Annotated in this window: 20 protein-coding genes; 3 read left to right on the top strand and 17 right to left on the bottom strand. The window is 62.9% G+C overall.

All coding sequences use genetic code 11. The features are described 5' to 3' along the window. Position 1: 1 nt before the first annotated feature. Positions 2 to 2,329 carry a S9 family peptidase gene (locus tag EKO19_RS12100; protein ID WP_129776666.1) on the top strand — a complete coding sequence of 776 codons (2,328 nt, stop codon included), beginning with the start codon at positions 2 to 4 and terminating at the stop codon, positions 2,327 to 2,329. A gap of 17 nt (positions 2,330 to 2,346) precedes the next feature. Here the strand turns inward: EKO19_RS12100 and EKO19_RS12095 are convergent, their stop codons facing one another. The 9 genes from EKO19_RS12095 to EKO19_RS12050 form a co-directional block, all read right to left on the bottom strand. Continuing rightward, positions 2,347 to 3,543 (bottom strand): glycosyltransferase, encoded by a 1,197-nt coding sequence (locus tag EKO19_RS12095; RefSeq protein WP_129776665.1) that lies wholly within the window; start codon positions 3,541 to 3,543, stop codon positions 2,347 to 2,349. Positions 3,544 to 3,786: 243 nt separating this feature from the next. Further along, positions 3,787 to 4,671, bottom strand: a complete 885-nt coding sequence (htpX, locus tag EKO19_RS12090; protein WP_129776664.1) for a protease HtpX — start codon at positions 4,669 to 4,671, stop codon at positions 3,787 to 3,789. 132 nt (positions 4,672 to 4,803) lie between these two features. Further along, positions 4,804 to 6,042: a L,D-transpeptidase family protein gene (locus EKO19_RS12080; RefSeq protein WP_129776662.1), complete on the bottom strand. Its 1,239-nt coding sequence runs from the start codon at positions 6,040 to 6,042 to the stop codon at positions 4,804 to 4,806. A gap of 48 nt (positions 6,043 to 6,090) precedes the next feature. After that, positions 6,091 to 6,588, bottom strand: coding sequence for a TPM domain-containing protein (locus tag EKO19_RS12075; RefSeq protein ID WP_246038881.1), 498 nt, complete (start codon positions 6,586 to 6,588; stop codon positions 6,091 to 6,093). A gap of 1 nt (position 6,589) precedes the next feature. Further along, entirely contained in the window at positions 6,590 to 7,645 is a 1,056-nt protein-coding gene (locus EKO19_RS39480) for a TPM domain-containing protein (protein WP_217705277.1), read from the bottom strand. Positions 7,646 to 7,669: 24 nt separating this feature from the next. Further along, positions 7,670 to 8,317 (bottom strand): LemA family protein, encoded by a 648-nt coding sequence (locus EKO19_RS12065; RefSeq protein WP_129777371.1) that lies wholly within the window; start codon positions 8,315 to 8,317, stop codon positions 7,670 to 7,672. Positions 8,318 to 8,505: 188 nt separating this feature from the next. Further along, the gene (locus tag EKO19_RS12060; RefSeq protein WP_129776661.1) at positions 8,506 to 10,566 is read right to left on the bottom strand and encodes a M13 family metallopeptidase; all 2,061 of its coding nucleotides are present in this window, start codon (positions 10,564 to 10,566) and stop codon (positions 8,506 to 8,508) included. 139 nt (positions 10,567 to 10,705) lie between these two features. Further along, complete coding sequence (locus tag EKO19_RS12055; protein WP_129776660.1) at positions 10,706 to 11,569, bottom strand: alpha/beta fold hydrolase; 864 nt, start codon at positions 11,567 to 11,569, stop codon at positions 10,706 to 10,708. A 234-nt stretch (positions 11,570 to 11,803) separates the two neighbouring features. After that, on the bottom strand, positions 11,804 to 11,998 hold the full coding sequence (locus EKO19_RS12050) for a hypothetical protein (RefSeq protein WP_129776659.1): 195 nt from the start codon (positions 11,996 to 11,998) through the stop codon (positions 11,804 to 11,806). A 112-nt stretch (positions 11,999 to 12,110) separates the two neighbouring features. Between EKO19_RS12050 and greB the strand changes: the two genes are divergently transcribed. Then, complete coding sequence (gene greB, locus EKO19_RS12045) at positions 12,111 to 12,623, top strand: transcription elongation factor GreB (protein ID WP_129776658.1); 513 nt, start codon at positions 12,111 to 12,113, stop codon at positions 12,621 to 12,623. A gap of 31 nt (positions 12,624 to 12,654) precedes the next feature. Here the strand turns inward: greB and EKO19_RS12040 are convergent, their stop codons facing one another. The 8 genes from EKO19_RS12040 to EKO19_RS12005 all read right to left on the bottom strand — a co-directional run bounded on the left by EKO19_RS12040 (position 12,655) and on the right by EKO19_RS12005 (position 24,775). Next, complete coding sequence (locus EKO19_RS12040; protein ID WP_129776657.1) at positions 12,655 to 13,212, bottom strand: hypothetical protein; 558 nt, start codon at positions 13,210 to 13,212, stop codon at positions 12,655 to 12,657. Positions 13,213 to 13,309: 97 nt separating this feature from the next. After that, a complete protein-coding gene (locus EKO19_RS12035; RefSeq protein ID WP_129776656.1) occupies positions 13,310 to 15,700 on the bottom strand; it encodes a S9 family peptidase in 2,391 nt (796 codons plus the stop codon). After that, a complete protein-coding gene (locus EKO19_RS12030) occupies positions 15,697 to 17,967 on the bottom strand; it encodes a PD40 domain-containing protein (RefSeq protein ID WP_129776655.1) in 2,271 nt (756 codons plus the stop codon). Before EKO19_RS12030 ends, EKO19_RS12035 begins: the two co-directional genes overlap by 4 nt. Before the next feature lie 34 nt (positions 17,968 to 18,001). Then, positions 18,002 to 20,620, bottom strand: a complete 2,619-nt coding sequence (locus EKO19_RS12025) for a TonB-dependent receptor (RefSeq protein WP_129776654.1) — start codon at positions 20,618 to 20,620, stop codon at positions 18,002 to 18,004. Positions 20,621 to 20,734: 114 nt separating this feature from the next. After that, positions 20,735 to 21,709 carry a FecR family protein gene (locus EKO19_RS12020; RefSeq protein WP_129776653.1) on the bottom strand — a complete coding sequence of 325 codons (975 nt, stop codon included), beginning with the start codon at positions 21,707 to 21,709 and terminating at the stop codon, positions 20,735 to 20,737. Then, positions 21,706 to 22,209: an RNA polymerase sigma factor gene (locus tag EKO19_RS12015; protein WP_157995228.1), complete on the bottom strand. Its 504-nt coding sequence runs from the start codon at positions 22,207 to 22,209 to the stop codon at positions 21,706 to 21,708. Before EKO19_RS12015 ends, EKO19_RS12020 begins: the two co-directional genes overlap by 4 nt. Positions 22,210 to 22,341: 132 nt before the next feature. Next, the gene (locus EKO19_RS12010; protein WP_129776651.1) at positions 22,342 to 23,760 is read right to left on the bottom strand and encodes a homospermidine synthase; all 1,419 of its coding nucleotides are present in this window, start codon (positions 23,758 to 23,760) and stop codon (positions 22,342 to 22,344) included. A 226-nt stretch (positions 23,761 to 23,986) separates the two neighbouring features. Further along, a complete protein-coding gene (locus EKO19_RS12005; RefSeq protein ID WP_129776650.1) occupies positions 23,987 to 24,775 on the bottom strand; it encodes a glutathione S-transferase family protein in 789 nt (262 codons plus the stop codon). A 14-nt stretch (positions 24,776 to 24,789) separates the two neighbouring features. On the opposite strand from EKO19_RS12005, the gene EKO19_RS12000 reads away from it, so the two are divergent. Then, the gene (locus EKO19_RS12000; protein WP_129776649.1) at positions 24,790 to 25,635 is read left to right on the top strand and encodes a sulfurtransferase; all 846 of its coding nucleotides are present in this window, start codon (positions 24,790 to 24,792) and stop codon (positions 25,633 to 25,635) included. Positions 25,636 to 25,679: the final 44 nt, after the last annotated feature.

Below are 25,679 nucleotides of genomic sequence, written 5' to 3'. Positions count from 1 at the left end.
CATGCGAGATCGTATCGGCGCACTGGGTGCGCTGCTGAGCACGCTGTTGCTCGCGTATCAGCAAAGTCAGGCAGCGGCGCCCATGCCGTTCGAGCTGGCATTCAGTCGTTCGTCCGAGGCCTACGACGATCGGCCATCGCTATCGGCCGACGGGCGCTTGCTTGCGTACACCGTGCATACCCCACCGCCGAAAAGTCCTGCCGAAGGGAGATTTACTGCAACGGGTACGCCCGCGCTCGCTGTTGGCAATGCCGTTTTCGTTGCAGAGACAAAGGGACAGCGACGCACTCCGGTCGGGCCGCAGGGCGCGAACTGCTGGCGTCCCGTGTTCTCACCGGACGACAGGCAGCTGGCCTTCTACTGCGATGTGGAGGGTGTCGTGAACCTGTGGGTGCACGATCTGGCGAAGGCCGAATCGCATCGGGTGAGTCCGGTCGCGATCAAACCCATGCTGTGGGAGGGCGATGCCGCGCAATGGAGCGAGGATGGCAAGACCCTGTTCGTGCCGCTTGCAACCGAGGTGTCGCCGGCCCCGCCCGACGCTCTGCAACCCAAGACATCCGACGGCGGCGCGGAGGTGATCGTTCATCGCGCGGGCGGTGATGCGTCTTCTGAACGTGCGAGCTCCGCGGGCGACGGTGCCGTTCAGGCGCATTTCAATCGCGAGAGCAATGCCGGCATCGGCGCGATCGATCTCGCGAGCGGACGAGTTCGCATCGTCGTGCCCGCGGATACGACCCCGATGCCGAGCGTTTCGCAGCTGTCTCCCACCGGAAAGTGGTTGGCGTATCTGAGTGTGTTTCGTACCTCGAGCGCGGTTCAGAGCACGATGTTTCATGACATCGCCGTGGTGCCGGTCTCTGGCGGCCTGCCTCGCGTGATCGTGTCGGATCACTCAGTGACGACGAGCAACTACTTCCTGGATGCCTATGCCTGGCATCCCAGCCGTGATCAGTTGTTCTGGGTGCAGGATAAAAAGCTGTGGACGATCGACCTGGCCAATGCAAACAGCGCGCCGCGCGAACTGGCGGCGCAGCTCACGGATGTGACGGTACAACCGATCGTGGTGACTCGCGATGGCGATGCGGTCATCGTCGGCGTGAAGTCGGTGGATCTGAACGACTACCGCAATCCACATCCGCGTGCGTTGGCGATCGTTCCGCTGAACGGCGCTGAGCCGCGGATCGTCGACCTGCCGGAGGGTTTGATCCTGCAGAGCGTGCTTCGCCACGGTCGCTCGGTCGCGTGGCAACCACGGGCGGACTCGATCACGCTTCAGGCCCGCGATCAGTCTGCGCAAACGGTGGTGTTGCGTATCGATCTGCGCTCCGGCAAATCCACGACGCTGTGGCAAGGCCTCGCAAAGCTGCAGCCTGCCGGGGCTACGCGCGATCACGGCGCCTTCGTCGCTGCGTTCGAGGATCTGAACACCCCGGTGGACTATTACCGGTTTGCAGCGAATTTCGGCGGTAAGGAACGACTGTCCGACATGGAGCCTCGCCTGGCCGGTATTCGATTCGGAACGGCGCAGACATTTCAAACCACAGTACCGCTGTTCGATGGTTCCGTTACGCAGGTGACGACGTCTATTCTGCTGCCGGCCGGAGCGAAGCGCGGCGATCGTTTACCGACGGTGGTGTTTCTGTATCCCGGCAGCAAGGTGTCCGGAGCCGCCGCGGAATTCGGCGGTGGCGCACCTTCAACAATTCCCGTCTCGCTGCTGACGACGCGCGGCTACGCCGTGTTACTTGCCGAGTTGCCGATCGGACCTGATGGAAAGGCGGGAAATCCGATTGCGGAGATGGTCGATGCGCTGATTCCGCAGGTCTATCGCGCGGCAGATCTCGGCTACACAGACATCCATCGCGTGGCGGTGAGCGGACAGTCCTATGGCGGATATGGCGCGGCCTCCGTGCTCACGGGCACTGGCCTGTTTCGCGCTGGTGTCGCGATCGCGGGCATATATGATTTGCCGAGCCATTATTCCTGGATGGACAAGCGCGGCATGAGTGGGGCTCGCTGGTCTGAAACAGGACAGGGACGCATGGGCGCTCCCCCCTGGAGCGACCTGCAACGCTATCTGAACAATTCGCCGTACTACCGCGCGGATCGCATTCACACCCCACTACTGATGCTTCACGGACAGAGCGACTACATCTGCCAGGTGGAGGATGCTCGAAAGATGTTCAATGCGCTGGAGCGGCTCGGCCAGACAGTCGAGTTGGCGGAGTATGCGGGCGAAGGACATGCCGTCACCGGATGGTCGCTGCCCAACGCCGTGGATGCGGCTCGGCGCATGCTCGAATTTCTGGATCGTCACATGAAGTGACGTGCCCCATTGACCGTTTAATAGCGGGCGCTGTTGGCCGTGGCCAGGCGCTCGCCGCCGGTGGACATCATCGACTTGTAGAGATCGGCCATCCGACCGGCCATTGCCGTGGCGGACCAGGTAGCGGCGTACTCCCGCGCCTGCTCCGTCATGGCACGACGGCGAGCCGGGTCGTTGAGCAGCTCGACGACCAGATTCGCGAACCCTTCTTCGTTGTCCGGTGCCACGCGAGCACCGCGCTCAGGCTTCACGATGTCGGCGGTTCCCATGTACGCGGTGGAAACAACCGGCGTGCCGCACGCCATCGCCTCCAGCAACACCAATCCTTGCGTCTCGGTCTTCGAGGAGAAAACGAACAGGTCGCCGGCGTTATAACAGTCGGGCAGCTCGCGATCGCGCGACAGGTAACCGACGAAGCGAACGCTGGCCGACAGCTGCAACGATTCGACGTACGACTTGCAGTGTTCGAGCGCGGGCCCCTCGCCGGCAACGACCAGCATGGTCTCGGGTTTGCTCTTCACGACCCGGGCAAACATTCGCAACAGGAAGTCGATGTTCTTTTCGTGAGCGATGCGCCCGACGTGCACCAGCGTCGGCCGATCGGCCGGAATGCCCAGACGTTCGCGGAACCGACGGCCGTCGCCGCTCGCGAAACGTTCCATCTCCATGCCGGTGGGAATGATGTGCATGGGACAACGCACGCCGTAGTCTTCCAACGCCTTCTGCATGGCCTGCGACGGCACCACCAGCGCATCGAGCGCGGCGCATTGAGACACGGTGAAGCGACGCGCGACGAAGCGCATCACCGAGCGGGGAATCAGCGGCACGTAGTGATGCAGATACTCTTCGAAGTACGTGTGATACGTCTCGATGACCGGGATGCCGAGCTCCCTGGCGACGCTGACACCGTAGTAGTGAGCGATGAACGGCGTCTGGATGTGCACCAGATCGAAACCTCGGCGCTTCAGCTCAGGTCGCAACTTGCGGAGGGCGTCCTGTCGCAGGATGCGATCTTCGGGATCTCGCGGCAGGTAACGCGACGGCACGCGGATGATGGGCTCCTGGCCGGCGTCCGAATACTCGACGGGATATTCCGGCGCGATCAGCACCGTCTCGTGCCCGGCAGCGTGCAGGCCCCGGCGGAAGGTCTGGATCGAAGTGGAAACGCCATTGATGCGCGGAAAATAAACATCCGAAATCATCAAGATGCGCATGCCGGCACTCGTTGCTTAACGATGGCGCGGAGCGTATGGCGTTTAGATGACAGGCTGATGAAGAAGTCAGGCCAAAAGACCCACCCCCTAGCCCCCTCCCGTGCACGGGAGGGGGAATTCTTTTTGACACGTTGGAGACAACCCCTCCGGACACGGACGGGGTAAATCTTTTCACTAACGTAAAAATAAAACCCCCTCCCGTTCACGGGAGGGGGCCAGGGGGTGGGTCTTCCGGCTGAATAATCAGGCAGCTTGACGTAACGCGGCGATGCGCTCTTCCAGCGGCGGGTGGGTCATGAACAGACGCTTCAGACCGCCGGGCGCCTTCTCGGTGCTGATACCCATGGCCTGCATCGAATCCGGCAGCGGCGTGGAGTGACCATGACGCAGCCGTTCCAACGCACCGATCATGTTCTCGCGACCGGCCAGGGTCGCGCCGCCCGCGTCGGCACGGAACTCGCGACGACGCGAGAACCACATGACGATCATGCTGGCGAGGATGCCCAGCACCAGCTGCGCGACGATGGTCGTGATCATGAACGCCGGGCCGTGGCCACGCTCGGTCTTGAACACGACTTTATCGACCGTGTAACCGATCACGCGCGACAGGAACACGACGAACGTGTTCACCACACCCTGGATCAACGTCAGCGTCACCATATCGCCGTTGGCAACGTGGCTCACTTCATGCGCGAGCACCGCCTCGACTTCGCGTTGTGACATGCCACGCAACAGCCCGCTGCTGACCGCGACGAGCGCATTGTTGCGATTCGCGCCCGTCGCGAAGGCGTTCATGTCGGGCGCATCGAAGATGCCGACTTCAGGCATGCCGATGCCGGCGGCTTCGGCCTGCTTGCGCACGGTCTCGACCAGCCAGGCTTCGGTGGCGTTGCCCGGCTGCTCGATCACCCGCACGCCCATGCTCTGCTTGGCGACGAACTTCGAGATCGCCAGCGAAATCAACGAGCCGCTGAAGCCGACGATGGCGGAGAAGATCAGCAGGTTGTTGAAATCCAGGCCGGTGCCCTGCTCATTGAGGATGCGATCCACGCCGAGCAGGCGCAGGGTGACGCTGAGAACCAGCAGGATGGCCACGTTGGTGGCGACGAACAGCAATATGCGTTTCATGTGAATGACTCTAGGTCGGTGGATCGATTGCTGGGGACACGCGGAACCATCGAACGCAGCTAACCTGCGCACGATATGCGGCCGGACGCCCACCGCTTCAAGCGGGCGCCCGGTCGCAGGGAAAGCTTGGGATCAGGAGCCGCTGGCGGCGCCAGCAGGCTTCGCGGCAGTCTTTTTGACTTTGGGCGGCGTCTTCTTGGGCAACGGCTGACCGTTGCGCACCGCTTCGAATTCTTCGGCGAGAAACAGACCTTCTTCGGTGTAGTTCCAGGTCGCGCCCTCGGGCACCCGGTTCTCCACGTGGCGCGCGGCGGCGAGGTACGTCTCGACCGTCACATTCCTACGCGAGATCGGCATGGCGATGCCACGCGGCTGCGCGATGATCTGATTCAGCAGCGCGGAATCGATACCGGCGCCGTGCTCCTGCAGCCTCTGCGACAACCGGTCGTTGATGCCGGCGGTGAGCAATTCTTCGGCGCTCTTGGGATGCTCACGCTGATCATCCTCGAGCACCGGGAACACCTGCACATACATCGCGTCCTTCTGCCAGCCGAACACGAACGGCTGGTTGACGACGGTCACCTTGGTGCCGACCGGAATCTGGTCGTACAGCGCCGAGATGTCTTCAGGATAGAAACGAATGCAGCCGTGGCTCGAGCGCATGCCGACGCCGTAAGGCTTGTTCGTACCGTGCACCAGATAGCTCGGCCAGCCGAGCGTCATCTTGTACGCGCCCAGCGGATTGTCCGGGCCCGGCGGCACACGGGCCGGCAGCGGGTCGCCGTTCTCCTTGTGCTCCTTGCGCACCGACACCGGCGGCGTCCAGGTCGGATTTTTCTGCTTGCTGACGACCTTGGTGCTGCCTTCCGGCGTCTGCCAGCCGATCTTGCCGATGCCGATGGGATGCGTGATGACAGTGCGCATGCCGTCGTCGACTTCGCCCTTCTTCAGCTTGGCCGGCTTCGGAAAGTAATAGACGCGCAGCTGTGCAAGATTTACCACCAAGCCTTCGCGAGGCGCATCCGGCAGGATGAACTGAGTCGGCACGACGATCTCGCGACCGACACCCGGCAGCCACGGATCGACGCCAGGGTTGGCGCGCAGAATCTCCTCGTAGCCGACATTGAAGCGCCGTGCGATGTCCGAGAGCGTGTCCTCGCCCTGCACGTGAGTGATCTGAAGCTCGCCCACCACTTCGTCATGCTTCGGATCGAAGCGGAACGTATGCGTGGCGACCGGCGCCTCGATCGGCGGTGGCGCGGGCGGCGGCGGAGGCGGCTCGACCGGTTTGGTGACTTGGCAACCGGCGGCTACCAGGGCCGCGGCCAGCAAGACCAGACGGCCAAGGACGGGACGGATCGACGGGTTCATAGGGGTACTTATTACCTCATTGGGCCACGCTTTTCCATTTCCGTGGGCTCACAGCAACACTGGCCGATCCGGCAGCTCGTTGCGATCCCCGCCCGGGAAATGCCGCGAAATCAGCGCGCCCGCGGCCTGAATGCCCGCGAGCACGGCGGCGGAGGGCGAGCTCCGACTGAACAGCTGCTCCATGCGCTGGCAGACGTCGCTCCATTCCTGGGCGCTAACCCGGCCGTTAAAGCCGCGATCGGCGACGATCTCGACGTCACGATCCGCCCACAGGACGTAGATCAGCACGCCATTGTTCAGTTCGGTGTCCCACACGCCCAATTGGGAAAAGACCTGCAAGGCGCGCTGACGCGGCGAAACGTCGCTGAACAACTCGCCAGGCTCCAGGCTCGCTTCGAGCGCGATACGAATCTCGCCGCCGTGGGTCTTCTCGGTGTCGGTAATTGCCTTCTCGATGTCGTTCAGCGCGGCCTCGTCGAAGGCACGGCGCAGACTGCGCTGAGGCATCAGGATGTGGCGGTTGAGTCGGGCGAAATTCATAGTCATTCTACCACCGCCCCGAAGCGCCGCCGCCACTGAAGCCGCCACCGCCGCCGCTCCAACCGCCACCGCCACCACCGAATCCACCTCCGCCGCCGAAGCCTCCGCCCCAGCCGCCTCCGCCGCGACGATGATTGCTCCAGCCGCGACCGCCGCCGCCAAATCCACCACCGGTGAACAGCGCGAACAGGAACGCGAGCACGGCGGCACCGATGGACAGCGCCATGATGCTGGTCAGGAACCACATCAACAAACCGGCGATGCCCGCCGTCGCGCCCGCACCGCCAACGCGGCCGAGCATCGAACGCAAGATTCCGCTGCCGATGAAAACAAACATCAGCAGGATGGGCAGCGCATTCCCGATACCGCCCAACCCTTCGGGCTGACGTGACGAGCGCTGCTCGGGCGCGGGCAGCGGCTCACCTTCGATCACCGCGATGATGCGAGTCACCGCCGCATTGATACCGCCGGAGAAATCGCCTTCGCGGAAGTGCGGCACGATGACCTGCGAAATGATGCGGCTCGCGATCACGTCAGGCAGCGCGCCTTCCAGACCGGTACCAACTTCGATACGCACGGCGCGATCGTTCTTCGCGACCAGCAGAATGACGCCGTCATCCGGCGCGGCGCGCCCCACCTTCCAGGTGTCGGCGACGCGTATGGAATATTGCTCGATGGACTCGGGCTGCGTGGTCGGCACGATCAGCACGGCGATCTGACTGCCCTTCTGCTTTTCGAATTCCAGCAGCCGGCTTTTCAAAGCCGCCATTTCTTCGGGCCGCAGCGTGCCGGTGAGATCCAGCACCGGCGCGTCCTTGGGCGGCGCCGGCACCGGCGTCTCCTGCGCGAACGCAGTGATCGCCAACAACAGCAACGTCAACGACAGCAACCAAGAAAGCGTCCGTCGCAGCGCCGGCAGCAGAATCAATCGCGAGGCGAACTCAGCCCGCGGCAGCCCCAGTCGCGAGGCCATCACAGAGCGCTGTGCCGGCAGGGTCGATGGGGAGGCAAGCGCAGCCCGCGGCGCCGGCAGGCGTCCGCGGGAGTTAGCGAAGGCGATCATTTAAGGGGGTTCGCTCGGGGCGCTTCAGCCAGGCTTCTCAACCTGCGGCGGTGTGGTCTGTTGCTGCTGCGGCCCGGACTCGGTGCGGCCGAAATCCACCGCCGGTGGCCGCGCGATCTCACGCTCGTTCTCCACCGAGAAGTTCTGTTTCACATCGTGCCCGAACACTTTCGCGGTCAGATTGGTCGGGAACGAGCGCACCGTGACGTTATAAGTTTGCACTGCGTCTATGTAACGTTTGCGTGCGACGGCAATCCGGTTCTCGGTGCCCTCCAGCTGCGCGCGCAGATCGTCGAAGCCGGAGATGGATTTCAGCTCGGGATAGCGCTCCACGACCACCATCAGTCGCGACAACGCCTGGCTCAACTCGCCCTGCGCGGCCTGCCATTGCTGGAACGCCTGGGGATTGTTGATCAGCTCCGGGGTGGCCTGAATCGAGGTGGCGCGGGCCCGCGCTTCCACCACGCTGTCGAGAATGTCTTTCTCGGACTGCACGGCGCCCTTCACGGTATTCACCAGGTTGGGCACCAGATCGGTGCGGCGCTGATATTGGTTCAGCACTTCCGACCAGGCCGCGGTCACCTGCTCGTCCTGCTGTTGCAGCCGGTTGTAACCGCACCCGGTCAGTAGCGCACCGAGCAGCATCAACAAACCTATGCGCAGAACATGCATGACGGAGCCCTTCATAATAGTCGTCGTTGGCGGTGTCGCCGGCAGCGCACGTCAGCCGCGCATGCCGGACCCGTCAGCGAAACCGTCCGACATTGGTGAGAGTTCCGCCGACAGCACCGGTTAAATTGGGGAATTCCGCCTAAGGTTTCAAGCTGGTACCGGCGAATGCGGCAAAGTCACCGGCGGCTTCACCAAATCCGGACCCGGTCGGCGGGCGCCTTGTACATCTTGTCCCCCGGCTTGACCCCGAAGGCCGCGTAGAACTCCGGCAGGTTCGACACGACATTGTTGGTGCGGTACTCGCTCGGGCTGTGCGGGTCGGTCAACATGCGGCGCCGCAACTCATCGTCGCGGTATTTGCGCGCCCAACCCTGGGCCCAGCCAATGAAGAAGCGCTGTTCGCCGGTGTAGCCGTCGATGACAGGCGCGGGTTTGCCACGCAAGGACAGTTGCCAGGCGCGATACGCCATCGCCAGCCCCGCGACATCGGCGATGTTCTCGCCCATGGTCAGGTCGCCATTCACAAACAGGCCGGGCAGCGGGCTCAGCGCGTTGTACTGCGCGCCGAGTTGCTTGGCCCGTCGCGTGAACTCAGCGTTGTCCTGGGGGGCCCACCAGTCGTTCAGGTTGCCCGTGCCGTCATAGCGACGACCTTGATCGTCGAAGCCATGACTGATCTCGTGACCGATGACCGCGCCGATCGCGCCGTAGTTGATGGCGTCTTCGGCGGCCACGTTGAAGAACGGCGGCTGCAGGATGGCGGCCGGAAACACGATCTCGTTGGTCGGCGGGTTGTAATAGGCGTTGACGGTCTGCGGCGTCATGAACCATTCGGTGCGATCGATCGGTCCGCCGAGCTTGCCGAGGTTGCGATCGAACACGACGATCGACGCGCGCACCTCGTTGCCGAACAGATCGTCGCGACGAATCTCCAGATCGGACCAGTCGCGCCACATCGAGGGGTAACCGATCTTGGTCGCCAGCATGCCGAGCTTGGCGTGCGCCTTTTCCTTGGTGGCCGGCGTCATCCATTCGAGTGAATCGATGCCTCGGGCGTAGGCGGTGAGCAGGTTGCCCACCAGCTCATCCATGCGTCGCTTCGCATCCGGGCTGAAGTGACGTTCCACATACATCTTGCCCACCAGATCGCCGAGCGCGCCGTCGACCGTATCCACCGCCCGCTTCCAGCGCGGCTTCACTTCTTCGATGCCCGACACGGTGCGCTGGGTGAAATCGAAATGCAGCTGCACGAACTTGTTCGGCAGATCCGGCGCATAAGTGCTGAGCAGCTTGTAACGGAAGTAGCCGCGCCAATCGGCCACGGACGTGGTCGCGATCACTTTGCCGAGCGTTTCGAAAAAGCTCGGCTGCACCACGACCAGGGCCGGCGTCCGGTCCATCGGAATCTGCGCGCCGGCGAAGAAGGCATTCCAATCGAAGCCCGGCATGAGCTTCGGCAGCGTCGCGACTTCGTAGCGGTTGTAGGTCTTCTGCGCGTCGCGATTCTGCACGCGCGTCCAATGTGACTTCGCCAGCTGGGTCTCGATGTCGACGATCTTGCTGGCGACACTTTCCGCCTTCGGCGTGCCGGCCGCGGCGAGCAGATCCTTGACGTAGACCTGATACTTCTCGCGAATGCTTTTCAGGCGCTCGTCGCTGGAGAAGTAATAGTCGCGATCCGGCATGCCCAGCCCGCTCTGGGCGATGACGCCGGTGTACTGGCTGGAGTTCTTGCGGTCGACGGACACGTAATAAACGAACGGATGCCTGAGCGACAGGCGCTGGCCGTAGCCGATGTAGCGCGCCACGTCCTGCTTGGTCTTCAGATCGTCGATGCGCTTCAGCTCGGCGGCGAGCGGTGTCAGCCCACGCGCCTCGATGGTCCCTTCATCGAGATAACTTGCATACAAGTCGCCCACCTTCTGCGCATCCGAGCCCGCGGGCGCGTGCGCCGCCGCCGCTTCTTCGAGAATGACTTTGAGATCCTGCTCGGCACCGTCTTCCAACAGCGAGAACGTGCCGTAATTGGAACGATCGGCGGGAATGGTGGTGTTGGTCAGCCACACGCCGTTCACGAACCGATAGAAGTCGTCCTGGGGCCGGACGGCTTTATCCAGATTGGAGCTGTATACGCCGGAACGCAGTGTCGACGTCGGCGCCGCTGCCGATGGCGCACTGGTCGGCGGGCTCGAACAAGCAGCCAGAACGACGGTGCAACTCAACGCGGCGAGCAAAGGTTTGGCATTCATGCCGCGATCATAGCGGCCCGGCCGGGCTTTGCAGCGGCGATTGAACAGTCGGAGCGGCGCCGCGCTGGATGCTCCAATGCAATGACCCGGCCCGGCTGAGGCGACGTTCAGGCGCGCCCCGAGAAACGATCCTTGAAACTCAGGGCAACTCCGCCAGGAACTGATCGAGCACCGCGCGCACGTCGGGTTCGTCGAGCTGCGGCACGTGGCCCCTGTTCTTGACTGTCACGCGCTCCAGACCCGGATGCTCACGCTGCATACGATCGAATACATCGACCGATAACAGATCCGAAAGCGCGCCTCGGATCGCCAGCGTCGGCGTGTCGCGCAAGGCATTAAACGCCAACCACATTCCTTGCGTCGCGCCCGGCGGCAGTTGAATCGCGCGGACGGCATCACCGATACGCGGATCGGCTTCGAGCCGCGGCGAGCCGGTACTGTCCTCGCTATAGGAGAGCCGAACGAAGTCGCTCCATTGCTGCTCGGTGAAGTCCGGCAGTGCCACGCCGAACACAGACTTCATCTGCTCGATGGCGTCATCCCAACTTCGCGGCGGCGGAAATCGGCCCGCGTAACTGCGGATGCGCGCCGCGCCCACGGGATCGACTTCCGGACCGATGTCGTTGAGCACCACACCCGCGAACGTTTCCGCACGAACCGCGCCCATCAACATCGCGACCAGGCCGCCGAGCGATGTGCCGATGGTGATGACGTGCTCGATACCGAGTTCGTGCAACAACAGCCACATGTCGTCGACGTAGGTCATCGGGTGATAGTTCATCCACATCGAGTCGTACTGCGATTGACCGCGGCCGCGAAAGTCCGGCGTGATGACGCGCCGGCCGGGGGTGATTTTCAGCGCCAGCGCTTCGAAATCGCGACAGTTGCGCGTCAAACCGTGCAGGCAGAGCACCGGCACTTTCTTCATGTCGCCCGGATAGTCGCGGTAGTAGAGCTTCAACCCGTCGCGTGAGCGGTAGCTGTTCTCGGAGTAGATCGGCATGCACGCAGGATAACCCGAGGCCAGGGCACATGGATGTGCCCCGCCGCTACGGCGGCGAGCGGAGAGAAAAAACCACGCTTTTTTCTCGGAGCCCGACCGTCGTGACAGGATGTCCGATCGGTCGGTTTAGATCAGCCCAAAAAAAACCCCGAGCTTGTGGCTCGGGGCAGAGAAGCGGACTTTCTGAAGGGAAGTAAAGCCCGCTAGGGGATTCGAGGCGACAGCGCTACACCATCAATGCAGTCGGGACCATTGCAGAACCTTGATATCCTTGGTGTCGCATTCGAAGTTCTTGGCCAGCACCGTGGCGGCTTCCTTGAGGTCGCCACGCAGCAAGGTGCGGTTCACTTCGACGACGCCGCGGAACTCGCTCATGCCCTTGGGAGCCCGTTCCTGCAGAAGAAAGTGTGTGTAGTACTTGATGCTCATGGGATGACAGAGTAGAGAGCGGCCGATGCCGCTACCGTGAAGGATTCCACAGAATTTCCGGCGTTTGACGTTATCAGCGACGGCCTTACGAAAGCTTGGCAAACCAGCTCACATGTCCCGATACAGACCACCTCAGCCCAAGGGTTCAAAGTTCATAACTCCTGTCGGCGCACAACGACTCAAGGACGAATTGGACCATCTGTGGCGCGTCCTTCGCCCGCAAGTTACACAGGCGGTTCAAGAGGCCGCCGCGCAAGGCGACCGTTCCGAAAATGCCGAATACATCTATGGCAAACGACAGCTGCGCGAGATCGATCGCCGTGTACGTTTTCTGCGGCAACGACTCGATGGCATGGTGATCGTGAGCCAGCCCCCTTCGGATTCATCCAAAGTATTCTTTGGCGCCTGGGTGACGCTCGAAGACGACAACGGCGTCGAGAGCGAATACCGCATCGTGGGCCCGGACGAGTTCGATGCCGCCAAAGGCTACATCAGCATGGACTCGCCGCTGGGCCGCGCGCTGTTGCGCAAAGGATTGGATGATGAAATCCGCGTGGAAGTTCCAGGCGGCGCCAAGGCTTATGTAATAACCGCCGTGCGCTATGAGGCGCTATCAGGCGGATGATTAAACGCCCGTTACGCGGATGATGACGGCGCTACAGACCGAATAGGGAGAAGAGGCGCCGCACCGGCCCCGCAGCCGCATCCAGGTCGCGTTTACGGCGTGTATGCATGCGCTTCTGCAGCGACTCCCGCCGCTGACTCAACCATTCCTCGCGCGCCGCGCCGGGCGGCGTATGACGTTTGGCCATCTGCGCCGTGCGGAATTTACAGAAGTCGCGATAGGCCTCGAGATCGTGATGCAGATCACGACTGACCAGCTCGATCATGATGGCCTGATCGAGCAGCGCCGATGACGCACCGGCCGCCGGCTCGGTAAAACACGCCAGCGCATTCACCAGCCGTTGCGAGTCTTCCGCGCTGAGTCGCCATTCGGCGTCGTCCACCATTTCCAGCATCGTGCCCAGGCGCGAGTAACGCTCCTTCACGAAGTCGGCGAGATACGCCTGCGAGCCTTTCAAATAGACCTCGCGTGCCGAAGCAACGATGCGCTCGGTGGGTTGCGCACGCGCCGCCGACTGCCGTACCTGCGCGACTTCCGCGAGGTGCTGCAGATCGGCGTCGCCGAGATCGAAGCTGACGCGAAAGGCCATCGGCGCTGACTTTCCCTACGAAGTGGTCCGTTGCCATGAGTCTAGCGACGGACCACCGGCGAGCTGCGCCTGAATGGCCTGGGTTGTGACGCAGTCCTCAGGGCTGACGCAAATGCTTGTCGAGGAAGTCCACCATGCGCTGACTCACGTCCACCGCGTTCACCGTCGACCAGGTCGCGATCACGTGTCCCTCGCCCGGATACACGACCAGTTGCACCGGTCGATCCATGCGCCGCAAGCCGACGAAAAATTTCTTCGACTCCTGATACGCCACCGTCTCGTCGGCTTCACCGGCGACGATCAGCAGCGGCGTACGAATCCGATCGATGCGGTAGTACGGCGAGTTGTCGATGAAGCGCGCCGGATTCGCCCAGGGGCTGTCGCCCATGCGGCCCTGCCCTTTCTCGGCCCAGCGCACCCAGTGACTGTTGCCGCCGTCCTGCATGCCGCCGTAAAACGCCGCGAGATCGAAACAACCATTCACCGGGATGGCCGCGCGAAACAAATTGGTGTGACTGACGATCGAGCCGGTGCTGTAACCGCCGTACGATTGGCCGCTGACCGCAAGACGATTGATGTCGATGTAGCCCGCATCGGCCGCCGCATACGCTTGTGCCAGCACTTCATCGGTCATCTGATTCGCGGGGTAGCTGCCGACGCCTTCAGGCGCAAGCACGATGTTCGCCATGACCACCGCGTAGCCACGACTCGTGAATACCTGACTCGGCACCGTGTTGCCCATGCCGCCGCCGAAGACACTGGCTCGCGTCGATAGATCCGAGCCGGAGTAGATCATCACGATGGCCGGCAGCCGATCGCCGCGCTTTGCGCCCGGCGGCAACAGGATCGTGGTTCTCACACTGGCGAGCGAGCCGTCGTGTTGTGGCGTGCGTGTCTCGATCACTTCCGCCGTGCCATGGCGACGACCGTCGAGTTTCGGCTCGATGTTCGACAACTGCTGAGCGCGTGTTGCCTTGGCCGTGAAGCGATACACGTTGGGCGGCGTGCCGATGTCTTCGTAGACGCCCACCAACTGGCGCTGTCCGCCCGTCGCCGCAAGGAACGGCGTGCGATACATGCCCTTGGCGAGCACCGTCGTTTCGCCCGAAGTCACATCGACTCGCACCATCGCCTGCTCGCCGGTGCTCCGCTCGCGCATCACCGCGACGACGGAACGTGCATCCGGTTGCCAGAGCGAATCCGCATCGGCACGAATCAGATCGAGGAACTGCCACTGCTTCAGGTCGGGCAGTTTCCGTTGCACGACCGGGCCGCCATCGAGCGGCACGATGGCCAGGCGCTGCGGCATGCGATCCCGACCCTCGCCCTGAGCCTCCAATCCCACGACCAGCGACTTTGCATCCGCTGTGAAATAGAGCACGACCGGTGCCAGCTCGCCCAGTTCCGGCGCAAGCCGCCGCGGCTCGCTCGGACCGTTGTCGCTGAAGTCGACCGACCAGAGGCCGCCGTCCTGGAGATAGAACAAACGATCCTGTTGCGGATGCCAGCGATAGTCGAGACGCGTGTAGTTCACGTTGTGCTCGGAACTGCGCATCGCTTTCACCAGCGGTTTGGGCTCGCCGCCACGCGCCGGTACCGCCAACAGATCCATCACGCTGGCGGTGGTGATGTTCTGCGGCAGGTACAGCACCGAGTTGTAACTCACCCATTTCCCCGAGGGTGACAACTCCAGTCGGTGCGGACGCGACGCATGATCGGCAGGCACCAACATGCGCACCGCTCCGCCGTCCACTGAGATCGCCGCGAGCGCCGTGCCGTACTGTTTCATCATCCAATCGTCGCTCGAGCCCGACTGGCCATCGCGCGCGGCCAGCTCAGCGCCGCCTTCATTGCCACCGAAAAGCACCATGGGTCCGCGCTTCTCGACGGCCGGAACGACGCTCGCGGTCGTTGGTGACAACTTCGGCGGATTCGGATCGAGCGGCACATACAGCGTCGCTCCATCCGGCGACCACCTCGGCTGCGAACCGGAGAATACGGTGCCGCGAATGATTGCATCGGACACGCGACGACAGCGCTGCGTAGCGAGCTCATAGGTCCACACGCGCACCAAGCCGTCGGCGTTCGAGTAGAACGCCAGTTGCTTGCCATCGGCGGACCACGACGGCGCCCACTGATCCCCTTTGCCGCTGCAGATCCCTGGCGCCTGCGACGGCTTCGACGCATCGGTCGAGACGACATGCACACTCGCGCCAATCGCCGTGATCGGCGTGCCGTTCGGCAGGAACCGATCCGATTGCGGCTGAGTCGGCGGCGGCGTGATCACCACATAGGCCACCTGATTGCCCGACGGCGAGCCGATCAGATCCTGGTTGTACAGAAATTCTCGCATCGAGAACGCCAGGTCGATGGGAAATGCATCGGCCGGATTGGCTTTGAATGCCGGCGCGGAGGCCCCTGCATCGGACCAGGACAAGGCGACCGCGAGCACGACGCCCGCAATGCTGGAATGCTGCAAACTTCTCATCGCGCGGAACTCCGTTCGAGCTGACGTTCTTGCACGGCTCGCAGCTCACGCCAGTGGGCGTACTGCGCGGCCTTGGCCGGATCCGAATCTTCCTCGCTCTTGAGCCAGAACCGCCACCAGTCGATGCTGCTGCCGAGCGAGCGCAGGCGATGCTGAGGACGCGTGGTCGAATGCGAGGCCGTTTCGAAATAAAGAATCTCGGCGGGCCGGCTCATTTGATTCATGCGATCGGCCATGGCGCCGTGATAAACCAGGCTCCACAATCCGTGCGACTGAAACATCACGGGCGTGCGGATCTTCGACAGCTCCTGGTCGGTGAACAGCCGCATGCCATCGGTGTACTCGGACGCGCCGCCATCGGTATTGATCGCCGCGGCGAACTTGATCGACGAATGAATCATCAGATAGCTGGTGTAGAAACCGGCGCGGCTCCAGCCGGAAACACCGACGCGCACCGGATCGATCAAACCCTCGGCATCCAGCTGCGCGACGACGCGCTCCGTATCCGCGCGAACTCGCTCTGGCTCGGCCGGAGTCTCCATCACGTCGCGCATCGACTGCTCGTGCTTGTACAGGACCATGAAGCCTTGCGCGGCCAGCATTTGCGTGGCGTGACTGCTCAGCTGCCAGACGCCATCGAATAGAAACGGCTCGGTGCCGGGGCGCATCGTGTTGTCATCGAGCAGGATGACCAGCGGATACCGGGTGCCGGGCCGGTAGTCGAGCGGCTTGACCAGGTAGCCGTCGGCCGGATCGGTGGGCTTGCTGCGCCAACGATACGGAACGATTTCACCGAGACGGATCTGAGCGAGCTGCGGGTTGAGATCCGTCAGTCGGGTGCTGCGCTTCGTCGCCGGGTCGTAAGCAGTGAGCTCCGGCGGCGTGCGCAAGGTGTCGCTCACCCCGAGCACCACTTTGCCGTTGCTCGCGACCGTCCAGTCGGCATTGAAACCATTCGCGCGCCCGGTTTCTTTCGGTGCGCCCCACTTGCCATCGCCATTGCGTCGGATCTGACCGAACCGATCGCCCTTGATGCTCAGGACCAATGTGCGGCCATCCGCGGCCCAGCTCACCGGGCGCGAATCCTTGCCCAGCCCCAGAGGAACGACACGACGAGTCGCGACATCGACTTCGACCCATGCCGGCGCATCCGCCGGCCGATCGGCGAACAAGGTGTAAACGATGACGGATTTGCCATCGGGCGACCACAGTGGCGGCCCGCTTTCATAACGTTCGAATTGGGGACTCGGCGCGTCGAGCAGCGGCTCGATCTTCCCTGTCGCCACATCGACGACGCCGACCTGAGGAGCCACTCGACGCGCATATTCGTTCATGCTCGACGACATGTAGTACGCATAGCGCTCAGGATGAAGCGGCCGCTCGGCGAGAAGATAGGGATACAACAGCAAGTGCCGACCGTCCGACGCGGCAGGCATCACACTGAAGGAGCCTAGCACCATATCTTCGGCCAGCGACTGACTCGGCGCCGCCGCCACTTTCGGATCTTTCATGTCCAGCGGCACGAGCGGCCGGCTCTGGCGCGAATCGAAGATCAGCCGATCGTTCGCTGCCAGAAAATACTGGCGCACGGCGTCCATCCGCTTGAGCCGGACCAGTGCCGGCGACGCCGCGAAAAATTTGTGGCCGAAAGAGAAGACCTCGGGCTCCCAGATGAAGACGCCGTCTTCCTCCAGACGCCTGGTCGCCGCGTCGTCGGGGAGTGCAACGGCGGAGAACGCCAGCAGCTTGCCATCGGCATCGACGGTGAATGTACGCACGTCGCTAGGATGCTTCGTGAGCTGCGTCTCCTCGCCAGTCGCCAGATCGAGGCGATAAGCCTGTGCGACGCCCTTCGCATCCGGCCCGAGATAGGTCAGCGCCTGGTCGTCGTTCACATAGCGCAGCTGCCGGATCGGCGAGGCCACTTGATCGAGTTGATCGCCTGGAAACAAACGGGTCAGCACGACGCGCGTGGTCTGTTGTTTCAGCGGCGCCCGCAGATCCACTGTCCGCAGCTCGTACACATTGGTGTTCCGCGCCAGATCGCCACGCCAGGTCACAAAGGCCGCTTGCGTTCCACTGTCGGAGAACGCGGCGACCTTATCGTCCGGCGTGACCGAGTACTGGATGCGAACCATGCCGATCGCATCGGGAACCGTCGCGCCACGAGACTCCGCAGCGGTGGCCGAAGCCACCGCTGCGAACAACAAGGACGCAGCAACCCAGGCGCGTGCGCGGCATTGCCACGCGCGTATCGCAAGACTCATGTTGTAACTCCGTGTGAAGTGAGCGGCGCCGCGCTCACCAATGCTTCGACAGCGCGACACTGATGAAGCGACCGATGGCGGAATAGTTGGTGGAGTCGTAGGGCACGTACACGGGGTACGGCACTGTGTAGAGCGGCGGATCGCGATCGAACACATTCTCGACCGACAGCGAGAAAGCGAGACCCGACAGCAGATCCTGCCGCTTCGCCAGCTCGTAACGCGCCGTCATGTCCACCGTCGTGAACGACGCAGTCTTTTCCGGCGGGTTCACGAACTTGCTGGTGACACCGCCCGCGTAGTTCACGAACGTGCTCATGCTCAAGCCGTTGGCGACCCACACCGCGCCAACCCGGCCCGTCAACTTGGCCGGATTGAAGATCATTCCGGCCACCTGGAAAGGCTGCTGCGCACCGGTATTCTGCTGCGAGTTCTCCAGCCAGCTCACACTGCCGCGGAAGGTCAGATCACCCGCGCCCAACATCAGGCGATAGGATCCGGACAAGTCCACGCCACGGATCTCCTGGCGGGCCGCATTGGTGTACTCGTTCCTGACGATGGCCACCACGTTCGCGGGATCGTAGGCAGCGGCGCCGTCGGTGTAGTTGTAGAAATTCGAGTTGTACGCGGCGAGCAGTGCCGCCTGCTGTTCGACCGTCGGCGAATATTGCACGAACGGCGCATAGTTCGAATTGCTCAGCGACTGCACGGTGGCATTGATCGGCTGCACCACGCGATCCCGGTAATCGATCTCGAAGTAGCTGACATCGACGCTCAACTCCGGGATCGCCACCGGATGAAAGTTCAGCGACGCACTCCAGCTTTCCGCGCGCTCCGGATCCAAGTCGGAGTTGCCGCCGTAGGACATCAGCGCGGTCGCCTCGGCCGGATAACCCACGCCGCCGATGTTTCGCGCGGTCCACAGATAGGAGATCCTGTTTTGATAACGCTGCAACAGGGTCGGCGCCTTGAACGATTTGCCCCAGGATGCCTTCACGCCGATGTCGTCGTTGATCTCGTAGATCACACCGAATTTCGGCGTCGTGACGCGTCCGAAGCTGTCGTAGTCCTCGCTGCGCACGGCCGCGCTCAGCTCGAGCCGGCGAACCGCCGCGATTGCGCTGTCCGCGCCGATGACCGGAGCGCTGACTTCTGCATAAGCGAACTTGCTGCGTTCACCGCCGCCGTAGCGCGAGCCCGAAATGTAGCTGCGCACGAGGAAGTCGTCCTTGCGTGAGCCCACACCGACCGCGAGGCGCATATCGCCGCCGGCCAGATCGAGCAAGGGACCTTCCGCGCCCAACTCATAGGAACTGCTCTCGTTGCAATAGCAGCCCGCGGAGGAGCGTGCACTCACGCCTGTCGCCCTGGTCACGGTGAACGACTCATACTCGCTGGTGTTTTTGCCGCGCGTCGCGGAGGCCTGCAACGTCCAATCCGCCGGGAGTTTCACGCTGACCGCGGGGGCCACCAATGTATCGAGCGTGTCCGACGGCTGGTAGTAATAAATCGTCGGGTAGCCGAAATAGGGGTCTTGCGAACGATCGTTACGCAGGGCATCCAGCTTCAACTCGACCGACTCGCCGAGCGACTGATGAACGCTCAGCAGCGCGCTGCGCAGATCGCTGCCGTTGTACAGCGTGGAATTTTTCTCCATGTGCCGCGTGAAGTCGCGATCAGTGACCCAGATCGGATCCTTGGAGACATCCTTGAAAGTCGCGATCACCCCGCCACTCGACCAACTGGTACCGGCGGTGATGTTGTATTCAATTGAGTCCAGCCCGCCTTGGGTCGCCGCTCCGTAACGCACGCCGGCAGTCACACCGTCGTAGTGCGGCTTCAAGATCACGTTTGCCACGCCCGCCACCGCGTCCGAGCCATAGATGGCGGAAGCGCCGTCGGGAATGATTTCGATCTGTTGCACGGCCTCGACTGGAATGGCGCTGATGTCCACCGCCTGCACGAACGCTTCGTAGCTCATGCGCCGGCCGTTGAGCAGCGTCAACGTGGCATCGGGACCGAGTCCGCGCAGGTTGAGCGCCGAGCCGCCGGTCATGTTCTGATTCGCGATACCGCCCGCGCTCGCCCCCAGCGACACGCCCGGGTTCTGTCCGCCCGAGAAATTCTGCGGAATGCTCCGGATCACTTCGCCGAGATCGGTAAAGCCTTCCTCCCGGATCTGCACGTCGCTGATGGTAACCTTCGGCGACGGCGTGCTCGCGCCACGAATGCGCGTGCCGGTGACCGTCAGGATGTCCAATGTTTCTATTTCCTGAGCGGTCGTCACGTCATTCTTGGGCGGGCTGGCGGGAGCGCTGCCGCCGTAGCTGGTCGGCGTCACTGCAGGCGCCTTGCGAATCACCACCGTGCTCGGATTGGCGAACTCATACGTGAGCCCGCTGCCGGCGAGCGCCTGTTCGAGCGCTTGCTTCAGCGAGAGCCGGCCTTTCAGCGTGCGCGCCTTCTTGTCGTTCAGCAGTTTGATGTCATAGACGATCTGCACACCGCTCTGCTGAGAGATGCCGTTGATCGCTTGCATCAACGTGCCGGCGGCGATGTCATAGTCGTGTGGAGCCTCGGCATTCTGCGCGAGCGCAGTGCCGGCCAGAGTCAGGGCGATCAAAGAGCTCAGGCAGACCCGTCGAATACGGGTCATTGCCGTGGAGCGTTGTGAAGTCCACGTCATCGCTACGTTTCCCCATGGTTGCTGTTGTTGACTCGTGTGCCAGCACGAGTGTCATCAGCTGAAACGCGCGAGCCATGCGCTCCCCTACCGCGGCGCGATTACTATTTCCGCGCCATCCTTCCGCAATGTCACCGGCAACACGATGGGCCAGGCGCTGCTGATCGTCTCCGCATCGCCGGTCTTGAAATTGCCGCTGATGACCAACGATTCCAGCGATGGATCGGCGAGTCGCAGTTTCGTGGTCGAGTAACGATTGATCTCGCGCACCGCTTCCGCGAGCGGCGTCGCGCTGAATACATGAAAGCCGGAAGACCAGCTGACCACAGCAGCGGCGTCGACGTCGCGCCTGGCCCAGTTCGAGTTGGAGTAGCGGGCCTGCTGACCCGGCGCGAGCCGCAGCGCCGGCTCTTGCTGACGGGCTTCCGGCGGCGACACCGATACGGCGCCTTCGAGCAACGTGACGACGACTCGATCGGCATCCACGTCGACTTGGAATTGAGTGCCGAGCGCGGTGACTTCGCCACGACCCGTATCGACACGGAACGGCCTGCTCGCGTCATGTGCCACATCGAACAACGCGCGGCCCGCCACCAGCTTGATGTTTCTTTCGCCGCGACTCAGGCGCACGTCGATCCCGGTGGCCAGATCCATCATGACTTCGCTGCCATCGGACAACGTGACTTTTCGCGACTGACCCAGCGTCTGATAGTGCTCGAGCGTCGCGTTCGTCGTGACCTGGCTGACGACACCGACGCCAACCAGAACAGCGATGACGCCCGCGGCCAGCGCCAAAGGCCAGCGACGCACGACAGGCTCGGGCTTCAACGCCGCGGCGGCGTGACGGCCGATGACTTCGTCGGCTTCCATGCCATCGAGGCGTTGCCACAGCCGTTCGGTGGCGGCGTATGCCTGTTCGTTGACAGAGGAACTGGCGCGCCACTGCTCGAACGAGCGGCGCTCAGCCGCCGAACACTCGGGCGACATGAGGCGCACAAACCAGGCCTCGGCCTCGTTTCTGGCAAGACGTACGCGATCCATGCTGGTTAAGACGCTCCTCATGGCCAACTCCCTATCGCGCCTCGCATGCTGGCCAGCGCCTGCGACATGTATTTTTCCACCATCTTCACCGAGATGCCGCACAGCCGGGCGATCTCCGGATAGGTGCGCTGATGCACCCGGCTGAGCAGAAACACCTTGCGACACTTGGGGGTGAGCGCCTCGATGGCGGCGCGAATCAACGCCAGCTCCTGCTCGGCCGCGATCTGGCGCTCTTGAGAGGGCGTGTCGGACGGCAGCTCGACTTCATCCAGCGGGCATTGCGCGCTGACATTGCGCACGCGGTTCATGCGCTGCTGGCTGATGGCCAGGTTGGTCGCGATCCGGTACAGCAGGGATTTCCAGACTTCGGGCGGCCGCGAATCGCCGTAGCCATAGCCCAGGATGCGGGCATAGCTCTCTTGCAGGATTTCCTGCGCGTCCGCCTCCGTTGCGGTTCTCCTGCGCAGATACGCCGTCAGATCGCGGCCGTGGGCGCGAAAGAAACTGTCAAAGGAACTCATGCGCTCTGGTTCGCGAAGCGGTGGCGGGTCCCGATGCAATAAATCTCGCATCTCGCCACGGCCGGAACAAGCAATAAAATTTGGTAGGGGGATGGCCCGCTCAAACGTCGCGGGCCATCCCGACGTGCCTTGTCAGACCAGCACGTTCTTGAACTGCCACGGATCGGACTGGTCGAGGTCCTCCTTGAACAGCCGATTGCGATCGAACAGCGGCGTCCAGTCGCTGTACGCCCCGGTAACCGGACCGAGGTACGGCAGGCAGATCTCGAGGTTGCGGCGGAAATCCATTTCATCCGGCTCGACCACGCCGCGATTCGGATTCTCCATCGCCCAGATCATGCCCGAGAGCACCGCCACGCAGACCTGCAAGCTGGTCGCCGTGTTGTGTGGACAAAGCTTGCGGGCTTCGTCGATCGACAGCTGCGAGCCGTACCAGTACGCGTTCTTCTTATGACCCGCCAGCAGCACGCCGAGCTCGTCGATGCCGCCGGGCAGAATCTCCTTGTTCAGAATGCGCTTGTGATCCTGCAGCCGCCAGTTGCGGCCGGCGAACTCGTGCACCGACATCACCGCGTCGTCGCACGGGTGATAGGCGTAGTGCACCGTCGGTCGGTACACGACCTGGTCGCCTTCGCGATGACTCAGGTAGTCGGAGATCGAGATCGATTCGCCGTGGGTGATCAGGAAGCCGTGGAAATGCTTGGCCTGCGGCGTCCAGGTACGCACGCGCGTGCCAGCGCCCGGCTGCATCAGATAGATCGCGCTCTGGCGACCGAACTCGTGACGACGGCCCTGCGGCGGCAGTTCCTTCTCGTGCGAGCCCCAGCCCAGTTCCGCCGGCTGACAGCCTTCGCTGACGAAGCCGTCCACCGACCAGGTGTTGACGAACTCGTTGACCTTCTTCGGCGTGTTGGCGACCTGCGTGTCGCGCTCGGCGATGTGAATCACCTTCACCGCGAGCCTGGCCGCGAGCGCCGCCCACTCTTCGCGCGACTGCGGATTGCCCGCGTCGACCGAAGTGTCCTTCGCGATGTTCAGCAGCGCCTGCTTCACGAAGTGCGACACCAGGCCCGGGTTTGCACCGTGTGTGATCACAGCGGTCGGCCCGCCCTTCTGCGCGTCGCGCACCGCCAGCATCTGCTCGCGCAGTGCGTAGTTCGTCCGCTGCGACGGCGGCACGTTCGGATCGGTGTAGCCCCCCGGCCACGGCTCGATGCACGTGTCCAGATATAGCGCGCCTTTTTCGTGCGCCAGCTTGACCAGCGCGATGCTGGAAACATCCACCGACAGGTTCAGCAGGAAATCGCCCTTGCCGAGCAGCGGCTCGAGCACCTGGCGATAGTTCTCCTGCGTGAGCGGGTTGATGACGAACTTCACGCCGTATTCGGCGGCTTCCTGCTGGCCGAGATCTTCCGCTGTCACAATCGTGATGCGCTCCGCGGGGAGCGCGGTGTGACGCAAGATGAGTGGCAAAACTCCCTGTCCGATGCTGCCGAAACCAACCATCACGAGACGGCCGGGGAACTTGAAATGCACGGGATATTGGGACATGGCTTCACTCACTCACGAAACAAACGGACCACCAAAAAGTTTGGAACGTCGAACCTCGATTGCGAAATAGCTCGCTGGGCGACGGCGCGAAGTTTACTGACTTTTGCCGGCGCGTCGACCGTAATGAAAATCGACGGCGATAAATGCCCCGTAGCGAGGCATTTTCAAGAGCACCAGGAATTTTTTCGAGCGCGTCCGCAGCGTCAATGCGCGCTGCGGGCACCGCTCACTCTTTTTCCTTCCAGTGCGGCGGATAGGTTTTTTCGTAGCCGGGCAGCGCTTCGACGCGCTTGATCCAGGCGGCGATGGCCGGAAACGTGGTCTCGATGGGCAGCAGCCGGGCGCGCAGATCTTCCGCCTCGCGCCGCGCCAGCACACGCATCAGCTGCTGGATGCCCGGGAAGATGACGATGTCGGCGGCTGAAAACGCCTCGCCGACCAGCCACGAGGACGTCGTCAACCGGTTCTCGATGGTGCGCGCCTCGGCGAGCACGAAATTCAGCGCGCGCTCGATCTCCTCCATGTGGCCCTCGACGCCCTGGAACAGGATGGCGTAGATGAGCTTGGCCAGATGGTCTTCGGCGTACGACTGATACTCGCAGATCACGCGCGTGATCGTGCCTTCTTCCTCGGCGGTGTGGCCGAAAAGCGGCGTCTCGGGATATTTGCGATCCAGGTAGCGCAGGATGGCGAGCGACTCGAACACCACATAATCGCCATCCTTGAGCACCGGCACGCGGCCGCGCGGGTTCATTTGCAACATCTGCGGCGAGCGGTGCTCCTGCTTGGAGAACTGCACCAGATGCGACACATACGGCAGCCGCTTGTGCTCGAGCGCGAGCAGCGCGCGCCAGGAATAAGGGCTGCCGCTACCCCACCACAGTTCCAGTGCCATGTGTTCGCCCACCTGAAAAGAGGGGCAGGATTGTAACCAAGCCGGGCAGCGAGGCCAGCACTCTGCAACGAGCGACGTGACGCCGTTCCTGCGTAGGGCCAGAATGGCCGCTTCCGCCACGCACGCTCGTCCCCATGCACACTACACTCGTTACCGTCGACACGCTCGCCGCGCACCTGACCGATTCACGCTGGTTGATCGTGGATTGTCGCTTCGACCTGACGCAGCCGGCCGCGGGCGAAGCCGCGTACGGCGCGGGCCACATTCCAGGGGCGATTTACGCGCATCTGGATCGCGACCTGTCGAGCCCGATCACGCCGTCGACCGGACGGCATCCACTGCCCGATCCTGAACGTTTCGCGCAGACCTTGAGCCGCTGGGGTGTCGGCGCCGACACACAAGTGATCGCGTATGACGCCGACAACGGCATGTATGCGTCGCGCTTGTGGTGGCTGTTGCGCTGGGTCGGTCACCGCGCGGTGGCGGTGCTGGATGGCGGTTTCAAAGCATGGACCGCGGCCAATCAGCCGACCGGCACTGAAATTCCTGCACGTTCACCGACCCGATTCCAGGCGCGCCCCGATCGCGATCTGTGGCTCGACGCCGATCAAGTCCAGGCGCGTGTGCAACAGCCGGACTGGAGATTGCTCGATGCGCGCGCGCCCGAGCGCTTCCTGGGCAAGGTCGAGCCGCTCGATAAAGTCGCCGGTCATGTGCCAGGCGCTCGCAACCATCCGTTCTCCACCAATCTCACCAGCGACGGCCGCTTCGGCGCGCCGGAAGAATTACGACGTCGCTATGAGCAGTCGCAAGCGGGCGTTGCCGACGATCACACCATCGTAATGTGCGGCTCCGGCGTGACTGCGTGTCATCTGCTACTGGCGTTGGAAGTCGCGGGCAAACCTGGTGCGCGCTTGTACGCCGGTTCATGGAGCGAATGGATCACAGACGCGCGCCGAGGCGTTGCAACTACTGATTAACTGGATCACTTAATTTCGCAATCTCTTTGCAGTATCGTTCGCGC

Source organism: Peristeroidobacter soli (assembly GCF_004138485.1).
Taxonomy (GTDB): domain Bacteria; phylum Pseudomonadota; class Gammaproteobacteria; order Steroidobacterales; family Steroidobacteraceae; genus Steroidobacter; species Steroidobacter soli.
The sequence above is the reverse complement of the archived record's forward strand: the minus strand, read 5'-3'. Positions and strand labels throughout refer to the sequence as shown.

Coding starts and splice junctions, on each gene's coding strand:
- EKO19_RS12065 (WP_129777371.1), bottom strand. CDS start 8,317: ATGCATGTTCTGCGCATAGGTTTGTTGATGCTGCTCGGTGCGCTACTG.
- EKO19_RS12075 (WP_246038881.1), bottom strand. CDS start 6,588: ATGACTATGAATTTCGCCCGACTCAACCGCCACATCCTGATGCCTCAG.
- EKO19_RS12025 (WP_129776654.1), bottom strand. CDS start 20,620: ATGACCCGTATTCGACGGGTCTGCCTGAGCTCTTTGATCGCCCTGACT.
- EKO19_RS12060 (WP_129776661.1), bottom strand. CDS start 10,566: ATGAATGCCAAACCTTTGCTCGCCGCGTTGAGTTGCACCGTCGTTCTG.
- EKO19_RS12015 (WP_157995228.1), bottom strand. CDS start 22,209: ATGAGTTCCTTTGACAGTTTCTTTCGCGCCCACGGCCGCGATCTGACG.
- EKO19_RS12030 (WP_129776655.1), bottom strand. CDS start 17,967: ATGAGTCTTGCGATACGCGCGTGGCAATGCCGCGCACGCGCCTGGGTT.
- EKO19_RS12010 (WP_129776651.1), bottom strand. CDS start 23,760: ATGTCCCAATATCCCGTGCATTTCAAGTTCCCCGGCCGTCTCGTGATG.
- EKO19_RS12000 (WP_129776649.1), top strand. CDS start 24,790: ATGCACACTACACTCGTTACCGTCGACACGCTCGCCGCGCACCTGACC.
- greB (WP_129776658.1), top strand. CDS start 12,111: ATGTCCCGATACAGACCACCTCAGCCCAAGGGTTCAAAGTTCATAACT.
- EKO19_RS12020 (WP_129776653.1), bottom strand. CDS start 21,709: ATGAGGAGCGTCTTAACCAGCATGGATCGCGTACGTCTTGCCAGAAAC.
- EKO19_RS12095 (WP_129776665.1), bottom strand. CDS start 3,543: ATGCGCATCTTGATGATTTCGGATGTTTATTTTCCGCGCATCAATGGC.
- EKO19_RS12055 (WP_129776660.1), bottom strand. CDS start 11,569: ATGCCGATCTACTCCGAGAACAGCTACCGCTCACGCGACGGGTTGAAG.
- EKO19_RS12035 (WP_129776656.1), bottom strand. CDS start 15,700: ATGAGAAGTTTGCAGCATTCCAGCATTGCGGGCGTCGTGCTCGCGGTC.
- EKO19_RS12100 (WP_129776666.1), top strand. CDS start 2: ATGCGAGATCGTATCGGCGCACTGGGTGCGCTGCTGAGCACGCTGTTG.
- htpX (WP_129776664.1), bottom strand. CDS start 4,671: ATGAAACGCATATTGCTGTTCGTCGCCACCAACGTGGCCATCCTGCTG.
- EKO19_RS12050 (WP_129776659.1), bottom strand. CDS start 11,998: ATGAGCATCAAGTACTACACACACTTTCTTCTGCAGGAACGGGCTCCC.
- EKO19_RS12040 (WP_129776657.1), bottom strand. CDS start 13,212: ATGGCCTTTCGCGTCAGCTTCGATCTCGGCGACGCCGATCTGCAGCAC.
- EKO19_RS39480 (WP_217705277.1), bottom strand. CDS start 7,645: ATGATCGCCTTCGCTAACTCCCGCGGACGCCTGCCGGCGCCGCGGGCT.
- EKO19_RS12080 (WP_129776662.1), bottom strand. CDS start 6,042: ATGAACCCGTCGATCCGTCCCGTCCTTGGCCGTCTGGTCTTGCTGGCC.